The following is a 16,857-nucleotide window of genomic DNA, read 5'->3' as shown; positions in this document are numbered from 1 at the left end:
GAGTTGAAAGTTGTCCGGGGATGCCAAACCGGCTACCGAAAGGTAACGAGGACCTGCGAGGATGCCCCGATGCGCGTGCTGATGCCGGTCCCCGACCGCGATGCCGATGTCACCGAAGTGGCGGTGCCGTGGCGGCTGCTCACCGACGCCGGCCACCAGGTCGTCTTCGCCACCGAACAGGCCGGCTCCCGGCCGGCCGGTGACCCGCGGCTGCTGACCGGTGTCCTCTTCGGCCGGCTCGGCGCAGCGGAAGAGCCCAAGCGCTTCTACGAAGAGCTCACCCGGAGCCAGGAGTTCACCGCCACCGTGGGCTGGGCGGAGCTGGTCCCGGAGGAGTACGACGGGCTGATCCTGCCGGGCGGGCACGCACCGGGGATGCGGCAGTACCTGGGCTCGGAGGTGCTGCGGCAGCAGGTCGCCCGGTTCTGGGCGCTGGACCGGCCGGTCGGGGCGATCTGCCACGGCGTGCTGGTGGCGGCGCGGGCCCGGGAGGCGTCCACCGGCCGCAGCCTGCTGGCAGGCCGGCGGACGACCTGTCTGCCGAAGTACCTCGAGCGGGCCGCGTATCTGGCCACCGCGTGGCGGCTCGGCCGCTACTACCGCACCTATCCGGCGTATGTGGAGGACGAGGTCAGGGCCGCGCTGACCGGCCCGGACGCCCGCTTCGAGCGGGGGCCCAGGGTCCTTGCCGCGCGGGGCACCGCGACCGACGACTCCGCCGCGTTCGTCGTGCAGGACGGCAACTACCTCTCGGCGCGCTGGCCGGGCGACGCCTACCTCTTCGGACGCCGGTTCCGTGCGCTCCTGGAGGCCGGGGCGCGCTGAGGGGGCGGGCAGGGGCGGCGGCCCGTCGGCCGTCCTAGGCAGCCTGCGGCCTGCGCAGCCGGGCCCCCGCCGTCAGCACCTGCTCGGCCCGCTCGGGCGGGAGGGCCTCCTCGATGAACGACACGGCCCGGCACAGCTGTTGACCGCTCCGGTAGGGGAAATCGGTACCGAGCAGCAGCCGGTCCGCACCGTAGGAGTCGGCGGCGGCGCGCCCACCATCCAGCGCATCCGGTGCGCGGCGATCAGCGGTGATCCGGCGTCATGGCCCGAGGGGTGCAGGGACAGGACGCCGCCGCGCCGGTCGAGCTCCGCCAGGAGCGGGGTGGAGGCGGGGTCGCCGAGGCTTCGGCCGAGGACGTCGGTGGTGACGCCGGCGCCCGCCATGCCGAGTTCGTCGAGCGCACGGGCCAGCTCCTCCAGGGACGCGTCCAGGTGGGGCAGCGGGAGCGCGGCGAAGGCGGAGAACCGGGCGGGCCGGTCGCGGACCAGGGCGGCGTAGTGGTCGTTGGCGTGCCGGGCGGCCGTCACCGCCTGCCGGATGTCCGGGGAGTACGGGCCCTGGGGCGATACGGACAGGATCTGGTGGTCGATTCCGGCCGCGTCGTTCATCGCGAACCGGGCGTCCAGCTCCTGGGGGCGGTCGCCGGCTCCCAGGCCGCGGTGCGCGGCGGCGTCCCGGCGCCCGTAGGACTCCAGGAGCCGCAGGTAGTCCTCGCTCCACAGATGGGCGTGCACATCGGTGCGCATCCCCTTCAGCTTCCCGCCGGGTTCTTGACGCGTCCACCGGGGCATCGGAAAAGAGTCGGCATCGATCCGGCCGAAGGTGCCCACCCGCCCCGGCGCTTGCCCATAGACTCACTGGCCGTCCCCGGGCACCCCGTGTGACCTGGAACGACGTAGCTGCCCGGGCGAGCCGACGGAATGGGGTTGCCCTGTGTTCTACCAGGTGCTCAAGTACCTGCTTCTCGGGCCGTTGCTGCGGCTGGTGTTCCGGCCGCGGATCGAAGGGCTCGATCATGTGCCGGCGGAGGGCGCGGCGATCATCGCGGGCAATCACCTGTCGTTCGCCGATCACTTCGTGATGCCGGCGATCGTGCCGCGCCGGGTGACGTTCCTGGCCAAGGCCGAGTACTTCACCGGGCCCGGTCTGAAAGGCCGGCTGACCGCGGCGTTCTTCCGCGGGGTCGGGCAGATTCCGGTGGACCGGTCCGGGGGCCGCGCCTCGCAGGCGGCGATCTCCTCGGGTCTCGCCGTCCTGCGCAAGGGCCGGCTGCTGGGCATCTATCCGGAGGGCACCCGCTCGCACGACGGCCGGCTCTACAAGGGCCGCACCGGCGTCGCCTCGATGGCCATCAAGGCCGGGGTGCCGGTGGTGCCGTGCGCGATGATCGGCACGTTCGAGGCGCAGCCGACGGGCCGGCGGCTGCCGCGCATCATGCGGATCACCATCCGCTTCGGCGCGCCGCTGGACTTCTCGCGCTATGCGGGGCTGGAGGACGAACGGGCCGCGCTGCGCGCCGTCACCGACGAGATCATGTACGAGATCCTCACCCTGTCGGGGCAGGAGTACGTCGACACGTACGCGGGCGAGGCCAAGGCCGCGGCACAGGCACGGGCGCGGGCGCACGGGCGGCGCGGGCACGGGAAGGAGTCCGCGGACTGAGCGGCCGGCCCGCCGACGGCGGTCTCCTTGCGCCGTCGGCGAACCCGGCTGCCGCCGTCCGCTCCCGTTCCTAGGGTTCCTGGCATGACATCAGGCAGCGCAGTGGTGATCGGGGCGAGCGGGCAGATCGGGCGGGCCGCGGTGCGGGCCCTGGCGCGGGACGGCTGGGAGGTGCGGGCCGCGTCCCGGCGCGGCGGGCGCGACGACTCCTGGCCCGAGGAGGTCCGCCCGGTGGCGGTGGACCGGGAGGACGACGCGGCGCTGGCCGGGCTGGTCGGCGAGGGCTGCGACGTCCTGCTGGACTGTGTGGCCTACGGGGCTGCGCACGCCCGGCAGTTGACCGCGCTGGCGGACCGGATCGGATCGGCGGTGGTGATCTCCAGCGGCTCGGTGTACGAGGACGACAGGGGGCGCGGTTTCGCCACCATGGGCGAGCCGGACGGCGCCCCGGCCTATCCGTTGCCCCTCCCGGAATCCCAGCCGACCGTGCCCCCCGGTGACGAGAACTACATGACCCGCAAGGCCGCCCTGGAGCAGGCGTTGCTGGCGCAGGGCGACCGGCTGCCGGTGACCCTGCTGCGGGCCGGCGCCATCCACGGCCCGTACAGTCCCCTGCCCCGTGAGCTGTACTTCGTCAAGCGGGTGCTGGACGGACGCCGGGTGCGGGTGCTCGCCTACGGCGGCAGCAGCTTCCATCCCGTGCATGTGGACAACCTCGCCGAGTTGGTCCGGCTGGCGGCTCGACGGCCGGGCTCACGGGTGCTCAACGCGGGGGATCCGCAGGCCCCGACGGTCGCCGGGATCTCGGCGGCGGTGGACGCCGTGATGGGCGCGCCCAGGAGCGAGGTCGTGGCGGTGGACGGCGCCCCGCCGTCGAGCGGTGTCGGCGATACGCCGTGGTCGGGCCCGCACCCCATCGTCTACGACATGACGGCGGCGGAGCGCGAGTTGGGCTACCGCGCGGTGACGACGTACGAGGAGTCGCTGCCGGAGACGGTGGAGTGGCTGGTCGACCGGGTCGAGGGGCGGGACTGGCAGGAGGTGTTCCCGCTGATGGCCGGCGTCTACCCGGACGAGAAGCTGTTCGGCTACGCCGCCGAGGACCACTGGCTGGCGGCCCGGGGCGGGCAGGGCTGAGGACGGTCGCGGCCCTGCGGGCGGCAGACCGCGGGCGGCGGGCGGCGGGCGGCGGGCGGCGAAATCCGATCGCCGGGCGCGCCGCCGGCCCGTACCTTGATCACTATGAACGACGGGATACGGGGGCGCCGACGATGAGTGCCCGGCTGCGCGGCATGGCGCAGGAGACGGAGAAGATCGTCGCTGCGGGTGCGTATCGCGCACCGGACGGACGGCTGGTGGAGATCGCGGCGGCGGTCGGACGGGCCCGGGCCGGGACGCGGCTCCACGGACCGGAACCGGTCGCCGGGGCGGCGCCGCCCCGGCGGGTGCGCACGGTGTTCGAGGTGACGGGAGAGGGCAGCCTCACGGCGGGGCGGCGGCTGGCGGAGGCGGGCGGCGGGCCGCTCGCCGTGCTGAACTTCGCCTCCGCGCGCAATCCCGGCGGCGGCTACCTCAACGGTGCGCAGGCGCAGGAGGAGGCGCTGTGCCGGGGCTCGGCGCTCTATGCGTGTGTGCGCGAGGCACCGGACTTCCATGCCGCGCACCGGGCCGACCCGAGCCCGTTCTACAGCGACCGGGTCATCCTCTCCCCCGGTGTCCCGGTGTTCCGCGACGATCGCGGCACCCTGCTCGACGTGCCGTACGAAGCGGGCTTCTTGACGGCCGCGGCGCCGAACGCGGGGGTGATCGCCCGGCAGCGGCCGGCCGAGACCGGTCGGGTGGCGGCGGCCCTGGTGGTGCGGGCGGAACGGGTGCTGGAGGTCGCGGCGGCCGGCGGGCACCGTCAACTGGTGCTCGGTGCCTGGGGATGCGGGGTGTTTTGCAACGAACCGGCCGATGTGGCACGGGCGTTCGCGGCCGCGCTGCTGGACGGCGGCCGGTTCGGCGGCTGGTTCGACCGCGTGGTGTTCGCCGTGCTGGACCGCCGGGCGGCCTCCCCCACCCGGGCCGCCTTCTCCGCGGTGTTTGCCGATGTGAGCGACGAGAGCAGGAGTGTGGAGCCACGATGACCGACCACGAGACGTACACCGAGCTGATCGGCCTGCTGGACGAGCGCGGGGCGCGCTACCGGATCTACGAGCACGCCGAGGAGGGGGCGACGGAGGCGGTCAGCGCGCTGCGCGGGAACGCCGTCGAGCAGGCCGCCAAGTGCATCGTGGTGATGGTCAAGCTGGGCAAGAAGACCAAGCGCTATGTGCTGGCGGTCGTGCCGGGCGACCGGCGGGTGGACCTGGGGGCGGTGAAGGCGCTGCTGGGCGGCTCGTACGCCGGGTTCGCCACGCCCGAGGTCGCGGAGCGGCTGGCGCGCAGTGTCAGCGGGACGATCCTGCCGTTCTCCTTCGACGAGGAGCTGGCCCTGGTCGTCGATCCGGCGCTGCTGGAGCAGCCGGAGATCTTCTTCAATGCGGCCCGGCTGGATCGCTCGCTGGCGCTGGCCACGGCGGACTATGCGGCGATCGCGGAACCGCGGGTCGAACCGATCGCGGGCTGACGACGGCAGGGGCGGCCGGGAGGATTCCCGGCCGCCCCCGCGTGCCGTCAGGTCAGGCCGGCACGGTTCCTGCCGTCGCTACGGGACGACCGGCAGGAGGGAGGCCACCTTGCCGACCGCGGACTTCGCCGTCGACTTGGTCGGCTGGGGCGTGGCGTGCGGGGCGCAGGTCACGTCCTTCGCGTCGGTCTTCCCTTCCAGGAAGTACGCGTCGACCCGGTCGTTGATGCAGGGGTTGACCAGGCCGGTGACACCGTGCGAACCGGCGTCCCGCTCGGTGATCAGGCGCGAGCCCTTGAAACGGTGGTGCAGCTCGACCGCGCCGCCGTACGGCGTGGCCGCGTCACGGGTGCTCTGCACGATCAGCACGCTCGGCAGGCCCTTGCCGGTCTTGACGTCGACCGGCCGCTGCTGCTTGACCGGCCAGGTGGCGCAGGGCAGGTTCATCCAGGCGTTGGACCAGGTCATGAACGGTGCCTGCTGGTGGATGCGGGTGTTGTCGCGGTCCCACTTCTGCCAGCTGGTCGGCCACTTGGCGTCGGTGCACTCGACGGCCGTGTAGACGGCGTTGCCGTTCTCCGCGGCGGTGTTGCCCGCGACGTCCAGGAGGTTCGGACCGGCGTTCTCCACCAGCGGCTTGGTGTTGCCGGAGAGGTACGCGCTCCAGACCTCGGCGACCGGGGCCCACATGGAGTCGTAGTACGGCGCGTTCTGGAAGAAGCCGGTCAGCTCGGCGGGGCCGACGACTCCGCCGACGGGGCTCTTCTTCGCGGTCGCGCGCAGCTTCTCCCACGCCGCCTGGACCTTCTCGGGGGTGTTCCCGATGTGGTAGGTGGCGTCGTTCTTGGCGACCCACTTCTTCCAGTCGCCCCAGCGGGTCTCGAAGGCGATGTCCTGGTCGAGGTTGGCCTGGTACCAGATCTTCTCGCGCGCCGGGTCCACGACGCTGTCGACGAGCATCCGGCGGACGTGCTGCGGGAAGAGCGTCCCGTAGACGGCGCCCAGGTAGGTGCCGTAGGAGACGCCCAGGTAGTTGAGCTTCTTCTCACCGAGCGCGGCGCGGATCACGTCCAGGTCGCGGGCGGTGTTCTTGGTGGTCATGTAGGGCAGGAGGCCGTGGCTGCGCTCGGCACAGCCGTCGGCGTACTCCTTGGCGAGCTTGCGCTGGGCGCGCTTGTCCGCCTCGCTGTCCGGCACCGGGTCGGCCTTGGGCGCCTTGACGAACTCCTGCGGGTTCATGCAGGAGATCGGCGCGGAGTGGCCCACGCCCCGGGGGTCGAAGCCGACGAAGTCGTACGCCTTCGCGGTCTTGGTCCACAGGGCACTCTTGGTGGTGATGCGGGTCGGGAACCTCATGCCCGAACCGCCGGGGCCGCCGGGGTTGTAGACGAGGGCGCCCTGACGCTCCTTCTTGGTGCCGGTGCTGACGGCACGGTCCACGGCGATCTTGATGGTGCGGCCGTTGGGCCGTGCGTAGTCGACCGGGACGGTGACATAGCCGCACTGGATCGGCGACTTGAAACCCCAGTCGGCAGGGCAGTCCTGCCAGTCGACGCCCTTCTTGGCCGCGCGCGCGGCAGCGACCGCCACACCGCGTGCTTCGGCCGAACCGCGCTGGTGCTTGTCGCCCGCGCTGGCGGGCGTGGCGGATATCGCTCCGGCAAGGAGCGCGCCGGTCACCAGAGTGCCGGCGGCGCCGAGCGCTGCTGTTTTTCTCACGTGGTTGATTCCCCCTGCATGGTGTGCCACTTGTGGTGGCGTGATCACAGGCTTACGGAGGGATCCTGACGTGTGGCGTCCGCTCTTGAACAGGCTTGACCCGCACTTCTTTACCAAGCTGTAGGTTTCCGGCCGTGGCGGCTCCGGCCGCGGCCGGAGTGGCGCTCCGCGGGGCCGCGGAGTGCGCCGGGTGCCGCGCCGGCGCACCGGCGGCGCGGAGGCCGCACCCCCCCTGCACCAGCGGCGAACGGCCAAAGAGCGCAGCGGAACCTCACCTTTCCGGCCAACACCGCCCGTCGGCAGTGCCTGCTCCCGCGTCACCGCCACCCCACCCGTGGGACCCTCAACTCGGGCCTCAGAAGCCGCAGGTGACGGGACAACAGAACAGTTCGCGGCTGGTTCGGGCCGCTCGGCGGGGAGTTCACGGCCGGGGGTGACCAGGCGGAGCGCGAGGCGGCGCAATGGCTCCCGGAGGGGCGCGCAGGGGCGAGAATACGTCAATTGCCGTAGACCTGCCCATCGGGCATGTGCCAGCCGCACACCTTCAGTAACCTTCCGTGAAGGCTCTCCCACTCACCGCCACAAGGGAGGGCTTCGACGTTTTCACGCCGCGTCCGGGCCGTCGCGAAGGAGATCCGAAGTGCCGGGTATCGATCAGGTGTTGTCCCAAGCGATGGGGATTCCCGGCGTTCGGGGCGCGGGGCTGATCGACTGGACCAGTGGTCTGACCCTCGGCACGGCGGGCCGGGCACCGCACGACGATCACGACGCGGCCGCCGCCGACACCGCGGAGGTGGTGCAGGCCGTGGCGCGCAACGCCACCTTCGACACCACCGGCGCCGTCGGCACGGATCTCGAAGACCTCATCATCACGGCTGCGGGCAGCTACCACCTCATCCGTTTTGTGCACACGGCCTTCGACAGCCAGACCTACCTCTACCTCTGGCTGGACCGCACACAGGCCAATCTCGCCGTCGCCCGGCTCCGGCTGCGCGATCTGGCGGCGGAGCTGGTCGCGTCCTGACGGCGCGCTCCGCCACACCGCACGAACGGTAAGGGAACCAGCCATGGGCCTGCCCATATCTCCTCACCCGCCCGCCCCGGCCGGGCTGCTCGACCGGTTCGCCGCCGAACGCGTCACCGGCGCCCTCAGCGGCCCGCACGGCTGCTTCTACCTTCTCGACGGCGCCGTCTACTGCATCGAGGGCACCGCCGCCCCCGGACTCGACCTCCGGCTGGCCGCGTCCGGGAAACTGCCGCCGCAGGGCTGGCAGTACGCCGCGGAGACGGCGGGACCGCAGCAGAGCGGCGGCCAGTTCCTGGTCGGCAAAGGGTGGTTGACGCAGGGCGAACTGGAGATATGCCATCTCGCCGCGCTGCTCGACGCCGCGTTCTTCGCCCTGCCGCTGACCCCCGAGACCACGACCTTCACGCCCGGGGCCGGGCACTGGCTGGGGGTCATACGCCCCGTCAGCGCCACCGCCCTCCAGCAGGCGACGGCCCACCGCCGGCTGCTGCTCGACCGGCTGCGCCCCTGGGCGGCGGTCGACTCCTCGCCCGTCGTGCCCGTCCACCCGCACCCCCCGGCCCCCACCACGAGCCGCCAACGGCGGCTGCTCGCCCTCGCCGACGGCAGGCACACGCCGTATGACCTGGCCAGGGCGCTGGGACAGTCCGCGTTCGGCACGCTGCTGGACATCCGCCGCCTCGCCGCCGCCGGCCTCGTCCGCATCCCCCGGGCGCCCGCGCCGGCTCCCCTCCCCCGACGGCGGCCCGGCGCCGGTCTGAACGGTCCCGCCCCCGTCACCCCAGGAGGCCCCGCCGCGGCCTGGCAACTGCCGGAGCCGGAGATCCTCGCCACCGCCGATCCGGATGTTGCCCTCCTGGTCCGCCTGCGTACGGCGTTGGAGGAAACCCTGTGAGCCCCTGCGCACGAAGACAGTGCACCCCATGAGGCGCGTCATCAGAAGGCACGCCGTGAAAAGGAGACTGATGACGATCGAACCCCGGATACGGGAGGAACTGCATACGTTGCGTGATCAAGTGCGCCACTTCCGGGGCGGGATGGTGGCGAGCGTCGACGGCATGGTGATCGCCCATGATCTGCCGGACATCGAGCCGGACGGCCTGGCGGCCCTCACCGCCGCGGCGATCGGTGTCGCCAAGCGACTCACCGACGCCACCGGACAGGGCGCCTTCGAGGAATCCCTGACCCGCGGCTCGGAGGGCTATATCGCGGCCTACTCGGCCGGGCGGCGGGCGGTCCTGACCGCGGTGGCGAGCCCGGACACCAACGTGGGGCGGCTCCATCTGCAGGCCAGAAGGGCCGCGGAGCGGATCGGCGCCCTCGTGGACGCACCACCCGACCGGTAACGGACCAACCCCCACGCACCCGCACGAACGCAGAACCCGGAGGCCCGCAACCGCGGAAGCCCGGGAGCCCGGCAACACCCCCGGAAAATCGAAAGGTCTGAACCCCTCATGGCTCAACTGGAATCCGCTCTCGCCGACGCGATGTCGACCATCGAGGGCGCGGTCGGCGTCGCCCTGGTCGACTACACCAGCGGCATGGCCCTGGCCACCCTGGGCGACAAGCAGGCCCTGGACCTCAATGTCGCGGCGGCCGGCAACACCGATGTCGTACGGGCCAAGATGCGCACCATGGAGATGCTGGAACTCCAGGGCGCCATCGAGGACATGCTCATCACCCTGACCGCGCAGTACCACATCATCCGCCCGGTGACCGGCAAGAGCGGCAGCGGCCTCTTCCTCTACCTGGTGCTCGACCGCAAGCGCGCCAACCTCGCGCTGGCGCGCCTGCGCCTGGCACGGCTGGAAAGCGACCTGGAGGTCTGAGGCGGGGCGGCCGCCGTCACCCGGTGGCCGCACTCCGGGCGGCCTCGTCCAGGAGGCGCCGCAGCCGGAGCGCGTCCGGGGCCACGGCCGTGGCCAGGGCCCCGGCCCCGGCGAGCGGCGCCAGGACGCCTTGTCCCGTGCCGCCAGGGGCCTCGTCCCCCGCCGCGTCACCGAGCAGCCGCACCTCGGCCGGCGACTCCTCGAACTCCGGCCCGACGACCAGGAGTTGGCCCACGGCACGATGCCCGCCCAGGACGGCCGAGGTGTCCCAGCCGGGGGCACCGGGCCCGTACGCCGTCTCCTGGTCGAGCAGGGTCCGGCCGCCCCGGCGGACGGTGAGCCGGCTGCGCAGGGTGCCGGTCTCCTCTCCGGTGCGCCCCAGGACCTGTTCCTCGCGGAGCACCAGGCGTGCGGTGGGGGCCAGTTCGACGGTGGTGGTCATCCGCAGGTCGCTGCCCGCCGCGGAGATCAGCGGTTCGGGCAGCCAGTCGAGCCGTGCGCCGTCGCCGACCGTCAACCACACGTCGTAGCAGGCGTGTTCCCCCGTGCGGCCGGGCAGCGCGACGGTCGCGGCGGCGGAGGTGAGGTGCAGCGCGCTGCCCGCCTCGGCGGTGGCATCGATGCCCAGCCGGTCGCCGCCGAGCGGGGCGCTCATGGCGCCCACGACACAGACCCTCGCCTGATCGCCGTGCCCGCGGATGCGGCGCAGCGCGAAGGGTCCGTCGCCGTCGAGGACCGGCAGCCGGGTGGTGCCGCTCGCCGCGTCGGCCCGCGCGACGAGTCGGGCGGTGGCGCACAGCCCGCCGGCGGCGCGGGCCGTCTGCGGCGCGGGGGGTGCGAGGGTCATGCCGGGCCCGCGGTCCAGTCGGCCAGCCGTCCGCGGACCCAGTCCGCCACCGGCCGGACGCCGTTCTCCGTCTTCAGGGCGGTGAAGACGACCGGCAGGTCGCCGCGCTGCGCCTTGGCGTCGCGGGCCATGCCCGCCAGGTCGACTCCGACGTACGGCGCGAGGTCGGTCTTGTTGATGACGAGCAGGTCGGAGGTGGTGACGCCGGGGCCGCCCTTGCGCGGGATGTCGTCGCCGCCGGCCACGTCGATCACGAAGATCTGGGCGTCGACCAGGCCCTTGGAGAAGGTCGCGGTGAGGTTGTCGCCGCCGGATTCGACCAGGACGAGATCGAGCGGGCCGACCGCCTCCTCCAGATCCTCGACGGCTTCGAGGTTGGCGGAGATGTCGTCGCGGATGGCGGTGTGCGGGCAGGCGCCGGTCTCGACGGCGGCGATCCGCTCGGCGGGCAGGACGGCCTCGCGGAGCAGGAATTCCGCGTCCTCGCGGGTGTAGATGTCGTTGGTGACGACAGCGAGGGCCAGCTCGTCGCGCAGCGCGCGGCACAGTGCCGCGACGGTGGCGGTCTTGCCGGTGCCGACCGGGCCGCCCAGACCGATGCGCAGGGCGCGGCGGGCCCCGTCGGGACGGACGGGGTCTGCGGCGCTGTAGGTGTGGCGCTCGGGGAAGGTGTCCTTGTGGTCGAGGTGCATGGTCACTCCGGTGGTGGGGTCGGGCGGCGCGGGATCCGCCGGAAGGGCGGCCGGGTCAGGACGCGAAGAGGCGTACCGGCCAGGCGGCGTGCTGTTGGGCGGCGATGTCGAGCAGCGGCGCGGAGGCCGCGGGCAGTGCGCCGGTTCCCTCGGCGCCGGTCCGCAGCGCGGCGTCGGTGGCCTGGTGGGCGACCTGGTCGAGCTCGGTGGTGAGGCGGGCGAGCACGGCGGTGGCGTCGAAGGGGTCCAGGCTCAGCAGCCGGACGGCCGCGGTGGCCGGGCCGCTGATGTTCTCGTAGGCCGCGGCGTAGGCGGCATCGAGCGGCGGCAGGCCCGCCGACCGGGCGGCCAGGCCCAGGACGACGGGCTGGTGGGCGCCGCGGGGGCGGGCCGCGGCGAGCGCGTCGAGTGCCTCGCTCGGCCAGGTCGCACGGGCGGCCCGCATCATCTGCCGGCCGAGCCGCCGGGCGACCTGCCGCAGCGCGGGCACCGGGGTACGCGCATCGGCGGCGTCGTCCAGGAGGAGCGGGTCGTGACCGTCCGCGGCCGCGGCGGCGAGTGCCGCGGCGACCAGGCCGGCGGTGTGCAGCCGGCCCCGGCAGAAGGTCTCCAGGGTGGCGGCGTCCGTGATGCGTCCCGCGGCGACGGCCGCTTCGGCGCCGCCCGAGTGGGCGTGCCCGCCGGCGGGGAACCGGCCGTCGGCGAGGACGAGCAGCGCGGCGCGGCTCATCGGTGGTCCGGGGTGGTCGTCGGGAGGTTCATCGGCGGATCTCAGAAGAGGAAGTACCGCTGGGCCATCGGCAGCTCGCGGGCGGGCTGCGGCTCGACCACCTCGCCGTCGATGGTCACGGTGAAGGTGTCGGGGTCGACCTGGACGCGGGGCAGGGCATCGTTGTTGCGCATGTCGGCCTTGGTGCGGCCGCGGGTGCTGCGGATGGCCTCGTAGCGCTTGGCCAGCGTGAGGCGCTCGGGCAGCGCGTCGTCCAGGGCCTGCTGGGAGACGAAGTTGACCGAGTTGCTGCCCGGGGCCCTGCCGGTGGCGCCGAACATCGGGCGGGGCAGCACCGGCTGCGGGGTGGGGATGGAGGCGTTGGCGTCGCCCATCTGCGCGTAGGCGATCTGGCCGCCCTTGATGACCAGCTGCGGTTTGACGCCGAAGAACGCCGGGTCCCACAGCACGAGGTCGGCGAGCTTGCCGTCCTCGACGGAGCCGACGACATGGTCGATGCCCTGCGCGAGGGCCGCGTTGATCGTGTACTTGGCGACATAGCGGCGGGCGCGGTGGTTGTCCGCGCGGCCGTCGCCCGGCAGGAGGCCGCGGCGCCGCTTCATGACATGGGCGGTCTGCCACGTCCGCAGCACGACCTCGCCGATCCGGCCCATGGCCTGGGCGTCGGAGGACATGATCGAGATGGCGCCGAGATCGTGCAGGATGTCCTCGGCCGCGATGGTGGAGGGCCGGATCCGGGACTCGGCGAAGGCCAGGTCCTCGGGGACGGCCGGGTTGAGGTGGTGGCAGACCATCAGCATGTCGAGGTGCTCCTCGACGGTGTTGACGGTGTGCGGCCGGGTGGGGTTGGTCGAGGCGGGGAGCACGTTCGGCTCGGAGACCATCGCGATCATGTCGGGGGCGTGGCCGCCGCCGGCGCCCTCGACGTGGAAGGCGTGGATGCCGCGGCCGGCGATGGCGGCGAGGGTGTCGCCGAGGAACCCGGCCTCGTTGAGGGTGTCGGTGTGGATCGCGAGCTGGGCGCCGCTCTCCTCGCAGACGGTCAGGCAGGCGTCGAGCACGGCGGGGGTGGCGCCCCAGTCCTCGTGGATCTTGAAGCCGAGGATGCCGGCCCGCAGCTGGTCGCGCATCGAGGCGAGGGAGGTGGTGTTGCCCTTGCCGAGGAGGCCGACGTTGACCGGCAGGGAGTCCATCGCCTCGAACATCCGGGCCACGTGCCAGGCGCCGGGGGTGATGGTGGTGGCCTTGCTGCCCTCGGCCGGTCCGGTGCCGCCGCCGATGAGCGTGGTGACACCGGAGGCCAGCGCTTCGTCGGCCTGCTGGGGGCAGATGAAGTGGACGTGGGTGTCGATGCCGCCGGCTGTGAGGATCTTGCCGTTGCCGGCGATGATCTCGGTCTCCGGGCCGATGACCAGGTCGGGGTGGACGCCGTCCATGGTGTCGGGGTTCCCGGCCTTGCCCAGGGCGGTGATCCGCCCGTCGCGGATGCCGACGTCGGCCTTGACGATGCCCCAGTGGTCCAGCACGACCGCGCCGGTGATCACGGTGTCGGGGGTGCCCTCGGCGCGGGTGGCGCGGGACTGCCCCATCGATTCGCGGATCACCTTGCCGCCGCCGAAGACCGCCTCGTCGCCGGCCCGGCCGGGCCCGCCGGAACGGTCCTCGGTGATCTCGATGAGCAGGTCGGTGTCGGCGAGCCGGATCCGGTCGCCGGCGGTCGGGCCGAAGAGATCGGCGTACGCCTGGCGGGTCAGCTCAGCCATCGAGAGTGCCTCCGGTCTCGCCCCGCAGGCCGACGACGATGCGCTTGCCCCCGAGGGGGACGAGTTCGACCTCGGTGGGGATGCCGGGTTCGAAGCGCACGGCGGAGCCGGCCGGGACGTTCAGCCGCTTGCCGTGCGCGGCCGCGCGGTCGAAGTCGAGGCCGGGATTGGCCTCGGCGAAGTGGTAGTGGGAGCCGACCTGGACGGGGCGGTCGGCGGCGTTGAGGACGGTCAGGCGCGTGACGGGGAGCCCTTCGTTGAGGCGCACCGGCTCGTCGGCGTGGAGGATCTGTCCCGGGATCATCGTCTGCTCTCCCCCGGTCAGCTGATGGGTTCGTGAACGGTGACGAGCTTGGTGCCGTCCGGGAAGGTGGCCTCGACCTGTACGTCGTGGATCATCTCCGGCACGCCCTCCATGACCTCGTCGCGGCTGAGCACCTTGCGGCCGGAGGACATGAGCTCGGCGACGGTGCGGCCGTCCCGTGCGCCTTCGAGGATGTGCACGGTCAGCAGTGCCATCGATTCCGGGTGGTTCAGCTTCACCCCCCGGGAACGGCGTTTTTCGGCCACGTCTGCCGCCACATGAATCATCAAGCGTTCTTGTTCATGCGGGGTCAGTTGCATACGTTCCACCTCACAGTCTTCCCGCCCGGACGCAAGAGCCCAGGTCACAGGCGTGGACGCACCTGTGTCGATAGATGTACCACGCAGTAATTAAAGGAGGAGCAAACCGACTTCCAGCACTTGGCCATCAACAGCCCCAGGCCCGGAGACTAGTTCGGCGGGATTTCGTCGGCGTTACAACCAGGGACACGTTCGCGTCCCCTCTTTCGCCTGATGTAACGCGGTGTCATCACTGCCCGTTACGGCACGGCAACCGATTCCCGGGGCGGTTTCACCCCCTCGCTCCCCTTGGAGTACGCGGAATCCGGTGGCGAGAACCACCCCTCGACGACCGGCGGAAAGCGGGGGACAGAGTCCTCCCATGCGTCACCCACCACCACGAACCGCACAAACCGGCAGCGCCCCGCTCCGCGAACGCAACTGACCGGTATGCGCTCTTGACGGTTCCCGGAGTGATCGCAATTCTCATGTGCGCGTCATTCCATGACGCGCATCGAAGCAGCTCCATCCCCCCACACCAGGAGCCACATCGTGACTCGTTCCACTCGAATACGCCGGGTCGTGCTGGCCTCGGGCGCCGTCACCGCCCTCGCCGCCACCCTCTTCACCACGGCCGGCGCCTACGCCGATCCCGCGCCGAAGGCCGCCCCGGACATCGACGTCAAGGCCGTCAAGGCCGACCTGGACCAGCTCCAGTCGATCGCCGACGCCAACGGCGGCAACCGCGCCCACGGCAAGCCCGGCTACAAGGCGTCCGTCGACTTCCTCAAGGAGAAGCTGGACAAGGCCGGCTTCACCACGAAGATCCAGGAGTTCGACGGCGGCGGCACCAAGGGCTACAACCTCGTCGCCGACTGGCCGGGCGGCGACGAGAGCAAGACCGTGATGGCGGGCGCCCACCTGGACTCGGTCCCCGCGGGCCCCGGCATCAACGACAACGGCTCCGGCTCGGCCGGCATCCTCGAAGTGGCGCTCGCCGTCGCCAAGTCGGGCCTCAAGCCCACCAAGCACCTGCGGTTCGGCTGGTGGGGCGACGAAGAGGACGGCATGGTCGGCTCGCAGGCCTATGTCGACAAGCTCGGCGCCGACAAGTCGAAGATCGACTCGTACCTCAACTTCGACATGATCGGCTCCCCCAACCCGGGCTACTACGTCTACGACGACGACACCCGCCTGGAGAAGGTCCTCAAGGACTTCTACGCCAAGAAGAACATCACCACCGAGAAGGACACCGAGGGCGACGGCCGCTCGGACCACGCCTCCTTCAAGGACGCGGGCATCCCGGTCGGCGGCTTCTTCTCCGGCGCGGACTACAAGAAGACCGCCGAGCAGGCGAAGAACTGGGGCGGCGAAGCCGGCAAGGCGTTCGACGCCTGCTACCACCAGGCCTGCGACACCACGAAGAACATCGACGAGAAGTCGCTGGACACCAACACGGACGCCATCGCCCACGCGGTGTGGGAGCTCAGCTCCTGAACCACCTGCCCCACCGCACGGTCAGCACCTGCTGAACCGTCAACTCTCGCGACCCGGCCGCCGGTCCCCGGCGGCCGGGTCGCGGTGTTCTGCCGCGATGCCGAAGCGCCGCCGTTCGCCCGGAGCGGACGGCAGCTGCCGCACGGACGAGACCGTGCTGATCACCTGCTCGTCCTCCGCACCCTGTTCACGCCGCCCCAGCTCTTCCAGAAGCTGCAGGTCAGCGGCGGACACCAGCGCCACCAGCGGCTTGCCGTGGCGGGTGACGACCACCCGCTCACCGCCGTAGACGACTCGGTTGATCAGATCCGCCAGCTCCGCACGAGCTTGCGTCACCGGAATTTCGTAGGCCATGCTCCCATTCTAACGGGATGTACATCCTGTACATTTTTCACGGAAGAGAGGAGCAGACATGCTGCAACCGACGGCCCGCCATGTCCTTCCGGAGTTCACCGAGCGCACCTCGCAGGGGTCGCGCACCATGGACCCGTATTCCAAGCTGCTCGACGAGCGCATCGTCTTCCTGGGCGCCCCGATCGACGACACCTCCGCCAACGACGTGATGGCGCAGCTCATCCACCTCGAACACGCCGCGCCCGAGCAGGACATCTCGCTCTACATCAACTCCCCCGGCGGCTCCTTCACGGCGATGACCGCCATCTACGACACGATGCGCTTCGTGTCGTGCGACGTGGCGACCGTCTGCCTGGGGCAGGCCGCCTCGTCCGCCGCGGTGCTGCTGGCCGCCGGCGCGCCCGGGAAGCGGCTGGCGCTGCCCGGCGCCCGGGTCCTGATCCATCAGCCATCGTTCAGCGAACCCGTCCAGGGGCAGGCCAGCGATCTGCAGATCCAGGCACAGGAACTGCTGCGCACCCGCGAGATGCTGGAGGAGATGCTGGCGCGGCACACCGGGCAGCCCCGTGAGCGGATCGCCGCCGACATCGAGCGCGACAAGATCTTCGACGCCCGCGCCGCCCAGGAGTACGGCCTGATCGACCAGATCACCCGCAACCGCAAGCAGTCGGCGCTCCAGCCCGCGGCGCGGTGAGCG

The 16,857-nt window shown here is 71.9% G+C and carries 20 protein-coding genes; 11 read left to right on the top strand and 9 right to left on the bottom strand.

Annotated features, from left to right (window positions below; translation table 11 throughout):
- The first annotated feature begins 69 nt into the window (after positions 1–69).
- A complete protein-coding gene (locus AB0411_RS05785) occupies positions 70–825 on the top strand; it encodes a type 1 glutamine amidotransferase domain-containing protein (protein ID WP_366415969.1) in 756 nt (251 codons plus the stop codon).
- Between the two features lie 72 nt (positions 826–897).
- Here the strand turns inward: AB0411_RS05785 and AB0411_RS05780 are convergent, their stop codons facing one another.
- Positions 898–1,572: an amidohydrolase family protein gene (locus AB0411_RS05780; RefSeq protein ID WP_366415968.1), complete on the bottom strand. Its 675-nt coding sequence runs from the start codon at positions 1,570–1,572 to the stop codon at positions 898–900.
- A 187-nt stretch (positions 1,573–1,759) separates the two neighbouring features.
- Between AB0411_RS05780 and AB0411_RS05775 the strand changes: the two genes are divergently transcribed.
- The 4 genes from AB0411_RS05775 to AB0411_RS05760 all read left to right on the top strand — a co-directional run bounded on the left by AB0411_RS05775 (position 1,760) and on the right by AB0411_RS05760 (position 5,099).
- Positions 1,760–2,488 carry a lysophospholipid acyltransferase family protein gene (locus AB0411_RS05775; protein ID WP_366415967.1) on the top strand — a complete coding sequence of 243 codons (729 nt, stop codon included), beginning with the start codon at positions 1,760–1,762 and terminating at the stop codon, positions 2,486–2,488.
- Between the two features lie 84 nt (positions 2,489–2,572).
- A complete protein-coding gene (locus AB0411_RS05770; protein ID WP_366415966.1) occupies positions 2,573–3,625 on the top strand; it encodes an NAD-dependent epimerase/dehydratase family protein in 1,053 nt (350 codons plus the stop codon).
- A gap of 134 nt (positions 3,626–3,759) precedes the next feature.
- Positions 3,760–4,617, top strand: a complete 858-nt coding sequence (locus AB0411_RS05765; RefSeq protein ID WP_366415965.1) for a TIGR02452 family protein — start codon at positions 3,760–3,762, stop codon at positions 4,615–4,617.
- A complete protein-coding gene (locus AB0411_RS05760; RefSeq protein WP_366415964.1) occupies positions 4,614–5,099 on the top strand; it encodes a YbaK/EbsC family protein in 486 nt (161 codons plus the stop codon). The genes AB0411_RS05765 and AB0411_RS05760 overlap by 4 nt, the downstream gene beginning before the upstream one ends.
- A 78-nt stretch (positions 5,100–5,177) precedes the next feature.
- On the opposite strand, the gene AB0411_RS05755 is transcribed toward AB0411_RS05760, so the two are convergent.
- Positions 5,178–6,818, bottom strand: a complete 1,641-nt coding sequence (locus tag AB0411_RS05755; protein WP_366415963.1) for an alpha/beta hydrolase — start codon at positions 6,816–6,818, stop codon at positions 5,178–5,180.
- Between the two features lie 640 nt (positions 6,819–7,458).
- On the opposite strand from AB0411_RS05755, the gene AB0411_RS05750 reads away from it, so the two are divergent.
- From AB0411_RS05750 to AB0411_RS05735, 4 genes are all read left to right on the top strand, one after another.
- Entirely contained in the window at positions 7,459–7,842 is a 384-nt protein-coding gene (locus AB0411_RS05750; RefSeq protein ID WP_366415962.1) for a hypothetical protein, read from the top strand.
- 43 nt (positions 7,843–7,885) lie between these two features.
- Entirely contained in the window at positions 7,886–8,740 is an 855-nt protein-coding gene (locus tag AB0411_RS05745) for a hypothetical protein (protein ID WP_366415961.1), read from the top strand.
- Between the two features lie 70 nt (positions 8,741–8,810).
- Complete coding sequence (locus AB0411_RS05740; RefSeq protein WP_260634474.1) at positions 8,811–9,191, top strand: roadblock/LC7 domain-containing protein; 381 nt, start codon at positions 8,811–8,813, stop codon at positions 9,189–9,191.
- A 108-nt stretch (positions 9,192–9,299) separates the two neighbouring features.
- Complete coding sequence (locus AB0411_RS05735; RefSeq protein WP_366415960.1) at positions 9,300–9,674, top strand: hypothetical protein; 375 nt, start codon at positions 9,300–9,302, stop codon at positions 9,672–9,674.
- 16 nt (positions 9,675–9,690) lie between these two features.
- On the opposite strand, the gene AB0411_RS05730 is transcribed toward AB0411_RS05735, so the two are convergent.
- From AB0411_RS05730 to AB0411_RS05705, 6 genes are read right to left on the bottom strand one after another with little or no spacing between them, the layout of a single operon-like run.
- Positions 9,691–10,521, bottom strand: coding sequence for an urease accessory protein UreD (locus tag AB0411_RS05730; RefSeq protein ID WP_366415959.1), 831 nt, complete (start codon positions 10,519–10,521; stop codon positions 9,691–9,693).
- Positions 10,518–11,213 carry an urease accessory protein UreG gene (ureG, locus tag AB0411_RS05725; protein WP_366415958.1) on the bottom strand — a complete coding sequence of 232 codons (696 nt, stop codon included), beginning with the start codon at positions 11,211–11,213 and terminating at the stop codon, positions 10,518–10,520. Before ureG ends, AB0411_RS05730 begins: the two co-directional genes overlap by 4 nt.
- Positions 11,214–11,268: 55 nt before the next feature.
- A complete protein-coding gene (locus tag AB0411_RS05720; protein ID WP_366415957.1) occupies positions 11,269–11,943 on the bottom strand; it encodes an urease accessory protein UreF in 675 nt (224 codons plus the stop codon).
- Positions 11,944–11,984: 41 nt separating this feature from the next.
- Positions 11,985–13,706 carry an urease subunit alpha gene (locus tag AB0411_RS05715; RefSeq protein WP_366415956.1) on the bottom strand — a complete coding sequence of 574 codons (1,722 nt, stop codon included), beginning with the start codon at positions 13,704–13,706 and terminating at the stop codon, positions 11,985–11,987.
- Positions 13,699–14,010 (bottom strand): urease subunit beta, encoded by a 312-nt coding sequence (locus AB0411_RS05710; protein ID WP_366415955.1) that lies wholly within the window; start codon positions 14,008–14,010, stop codon positions 13,699–13,701. Before AB0411_RS05710 ends, AB0411_RS05715 begins: the two co-directional genes overlap by 8 nt.
- A gap of 17 nt (positions 14,011–14,027) precedes the next feature.
- The gene (locus AB0411_RS05705; RefSeq protein WP_366415954.1) at positions 14,028–14,330 is read right to left on the bottom strand and encodes an urease subunit gamma; all 303 of its coding nucleotides are present in this window, start codon (positions 14,328–14,330) and stop codon (positions 14,028–14,030) included.
- Positions 14,331–14,861: 531 nt separating this feature from the next.
- On the opposite strand from AB0411_RS05705, the gene AB0411_RS05700 reads away from it, so the two are divergent.
- Positions 14,862–15,806 (top strand): M28 family metallopeptidase, encoded by a 945-nt coding sequence (locus tag AB0411_RS05700; RefSeq protein ID WP_366415953.1) that lies wholly within the window; start codon positions 14,862–14,864, stop codon positions 15,804–15,806.
- 39 nt (positions 15,807–15,845) lie between these two features.
- Here the strand turns inward: AB0411_RS05700 and AB0411_RS05695 are convergent, their stop codons facing one another.
- The gene (locus tag AB0411_RS05695; RefSeq protein WP_366415952.1) at positions 15,846–16,160 is read right to left on the bottom strand and encodes a type II toxin-antitoxin system Phd/YefM family antitoxin; all 315 of its coding nucleotides are present in this window, start codon (positions 16,158–16,160) and stop codon (positions 15,846–15,848) included.
- Positions 16,161–16,218: 58 nt separating this feature from the next.
- Here AB0411_RS05695 and AB0411_RS05690 point away from each other — a divergent pair, with 58 nt between their 5' ends.
- Positions 16,219–16,854 carry an ATP-dependent Clp protease proteolytic subunit gene (locus tag AB0411_RS05690; protein WP_366415951.1) on the top strand — a complete coding sequence of 212 codons (636 nt, stop codon included), beginning with the start codon at positions 16,219–16,221 and terminating at the stop codon, positions 16,852–16,854.
- The last annotated feature ends 3 nt before the right edge of the window (positions 16,855–16,857 follow it).

Source organism: Streptomyces angustmyceticus, assembly GCF_040701845.1.
Lineage (GTDB): Bacteria > Actinomycetota > Actinomycetes > Streptomycetales > Streptomycetaceae > Streptomyces > Streptomyces angustmyceticus_A.
This window is presented reverse-complemented; position numbering and strand designations above follow the sequence as displayed.

Excerpts from the sequence above, each read along its gene's own strand:
- AB0411_RS05785 (WP_366415969.1), top strand. The coding sequence starts at position 70 with ATGCGCGTGCTGATGCCGGTCCCCGACCGCGATGCCGATGTCACCGAA.
- AB0411_RS05780 (WP_366415968.1), bottom strand. The coding sequence starts at position 1,572 with ATGCGCACCGATGTGCACGCCCATCTGTGGAGCGAGGACTACCTGCGG.
- AB0411_RS05770 (WP_366415966.1), top strand. The coding sequence starts at position 2,573 with ATGACATCAGGCAGCGCAGTGGTGATCGGGGCGAGCGGGCAGATCGGG.
- AB0411_RS05765 (WP_366415965.1), top strand. The coding sequence starts at position 3,760 with ATGAGTGCCCGGCTGCGCGGCATGGCGCAGGAGACGGAGAAGATCGTC.
- AB0411_RS05760 (WP_366415964.1), top strand. The coding sequence starts at position 4,614 with ATGACCGACCACGAGACGTACACCGAGCTGATCGGCCTGCTGGACGAG.
- AB0411_RS05745 (WP_366415961.1), top strand. The coding sequence starts at position 7,886 with ATGGGCCTGCCCATATCTCCTCACCCGCCCGCCCCGGCCGGGCTGCTC.
- AB0411_RS05740 (WP_260634474.1), top strand. The coding sequence starts at position 8,811 with ATGACGATCGAACCCCGGATACGGGAGGAACTGCATACGTTGCGTGAT.
- AB0411_RS05735 (WP_366415960.1), top strand. The coding sequence starts at position 9,300 with ATGGCTCAACTGGAATCCGCTCTCGCCGACGCGATGTCGACCATCGAG.
- AB0411_RS05730 (WP_366415959.1), bottom strand. The coding sequence starts at position 10,521 with ATGACCCTCGCACCCCCCGCGCCGCAGACGGCCCGCGCCGCCGGCGGG.
- ureG (WP_366415958.1), bottom strand. The coding sequence starts at position 11,213 with ATGCACCTCGACCACAAGGACACCTTCCCCGAGCGCCACACCTACAGC.
- AB0411_RS05720 (WP_366415957.1), bottom strand. The coding sequence starts at position 11,943 with ATGAGCCGCGCCGCGCTGCTCGTCCTCGCCGACGGCCGGTTCCCCGCC.
- AB0411_RS05715 (WP_366415956.1), bottom strand. The coding sequence starts at position 13,706 with ATGGCTGAGCTGACCCGCCAGGCGTACGCCGATCTCTTCGGCCCGACC.
- AB0411_RS05710 (WP_366415955.1), bottom strand. The coding sequence starts at position 14,010 with ATGATCCCGGGACAGATCCTCCACGCCGACGAGCCGGTGCGCCTCAAC.
- AB0411_RS05705 (WP_366415954.1), bottom strand. The coding sequence starts at position 14,330 with ATGCAACTGACCCCGCATGAACAAGAACGCTTGATGATTCATGTGGCG.
- AB0411_RS05695 (WP_366415952.1), bottom strand. The coding sequence starts at position 16,160 with ATGGCCTACGAAATTCCGGTGACGCAAGCTCGTGCGGAGCTGGCGGAT.
- AB0411_RS05690 (WP_366415951.1), top strand. The coding sequence starts at position 16,219 with ATGCTGCAACCGACGGCCCGCCATGTCCTTCCGGAGTTCACCGAGCGC.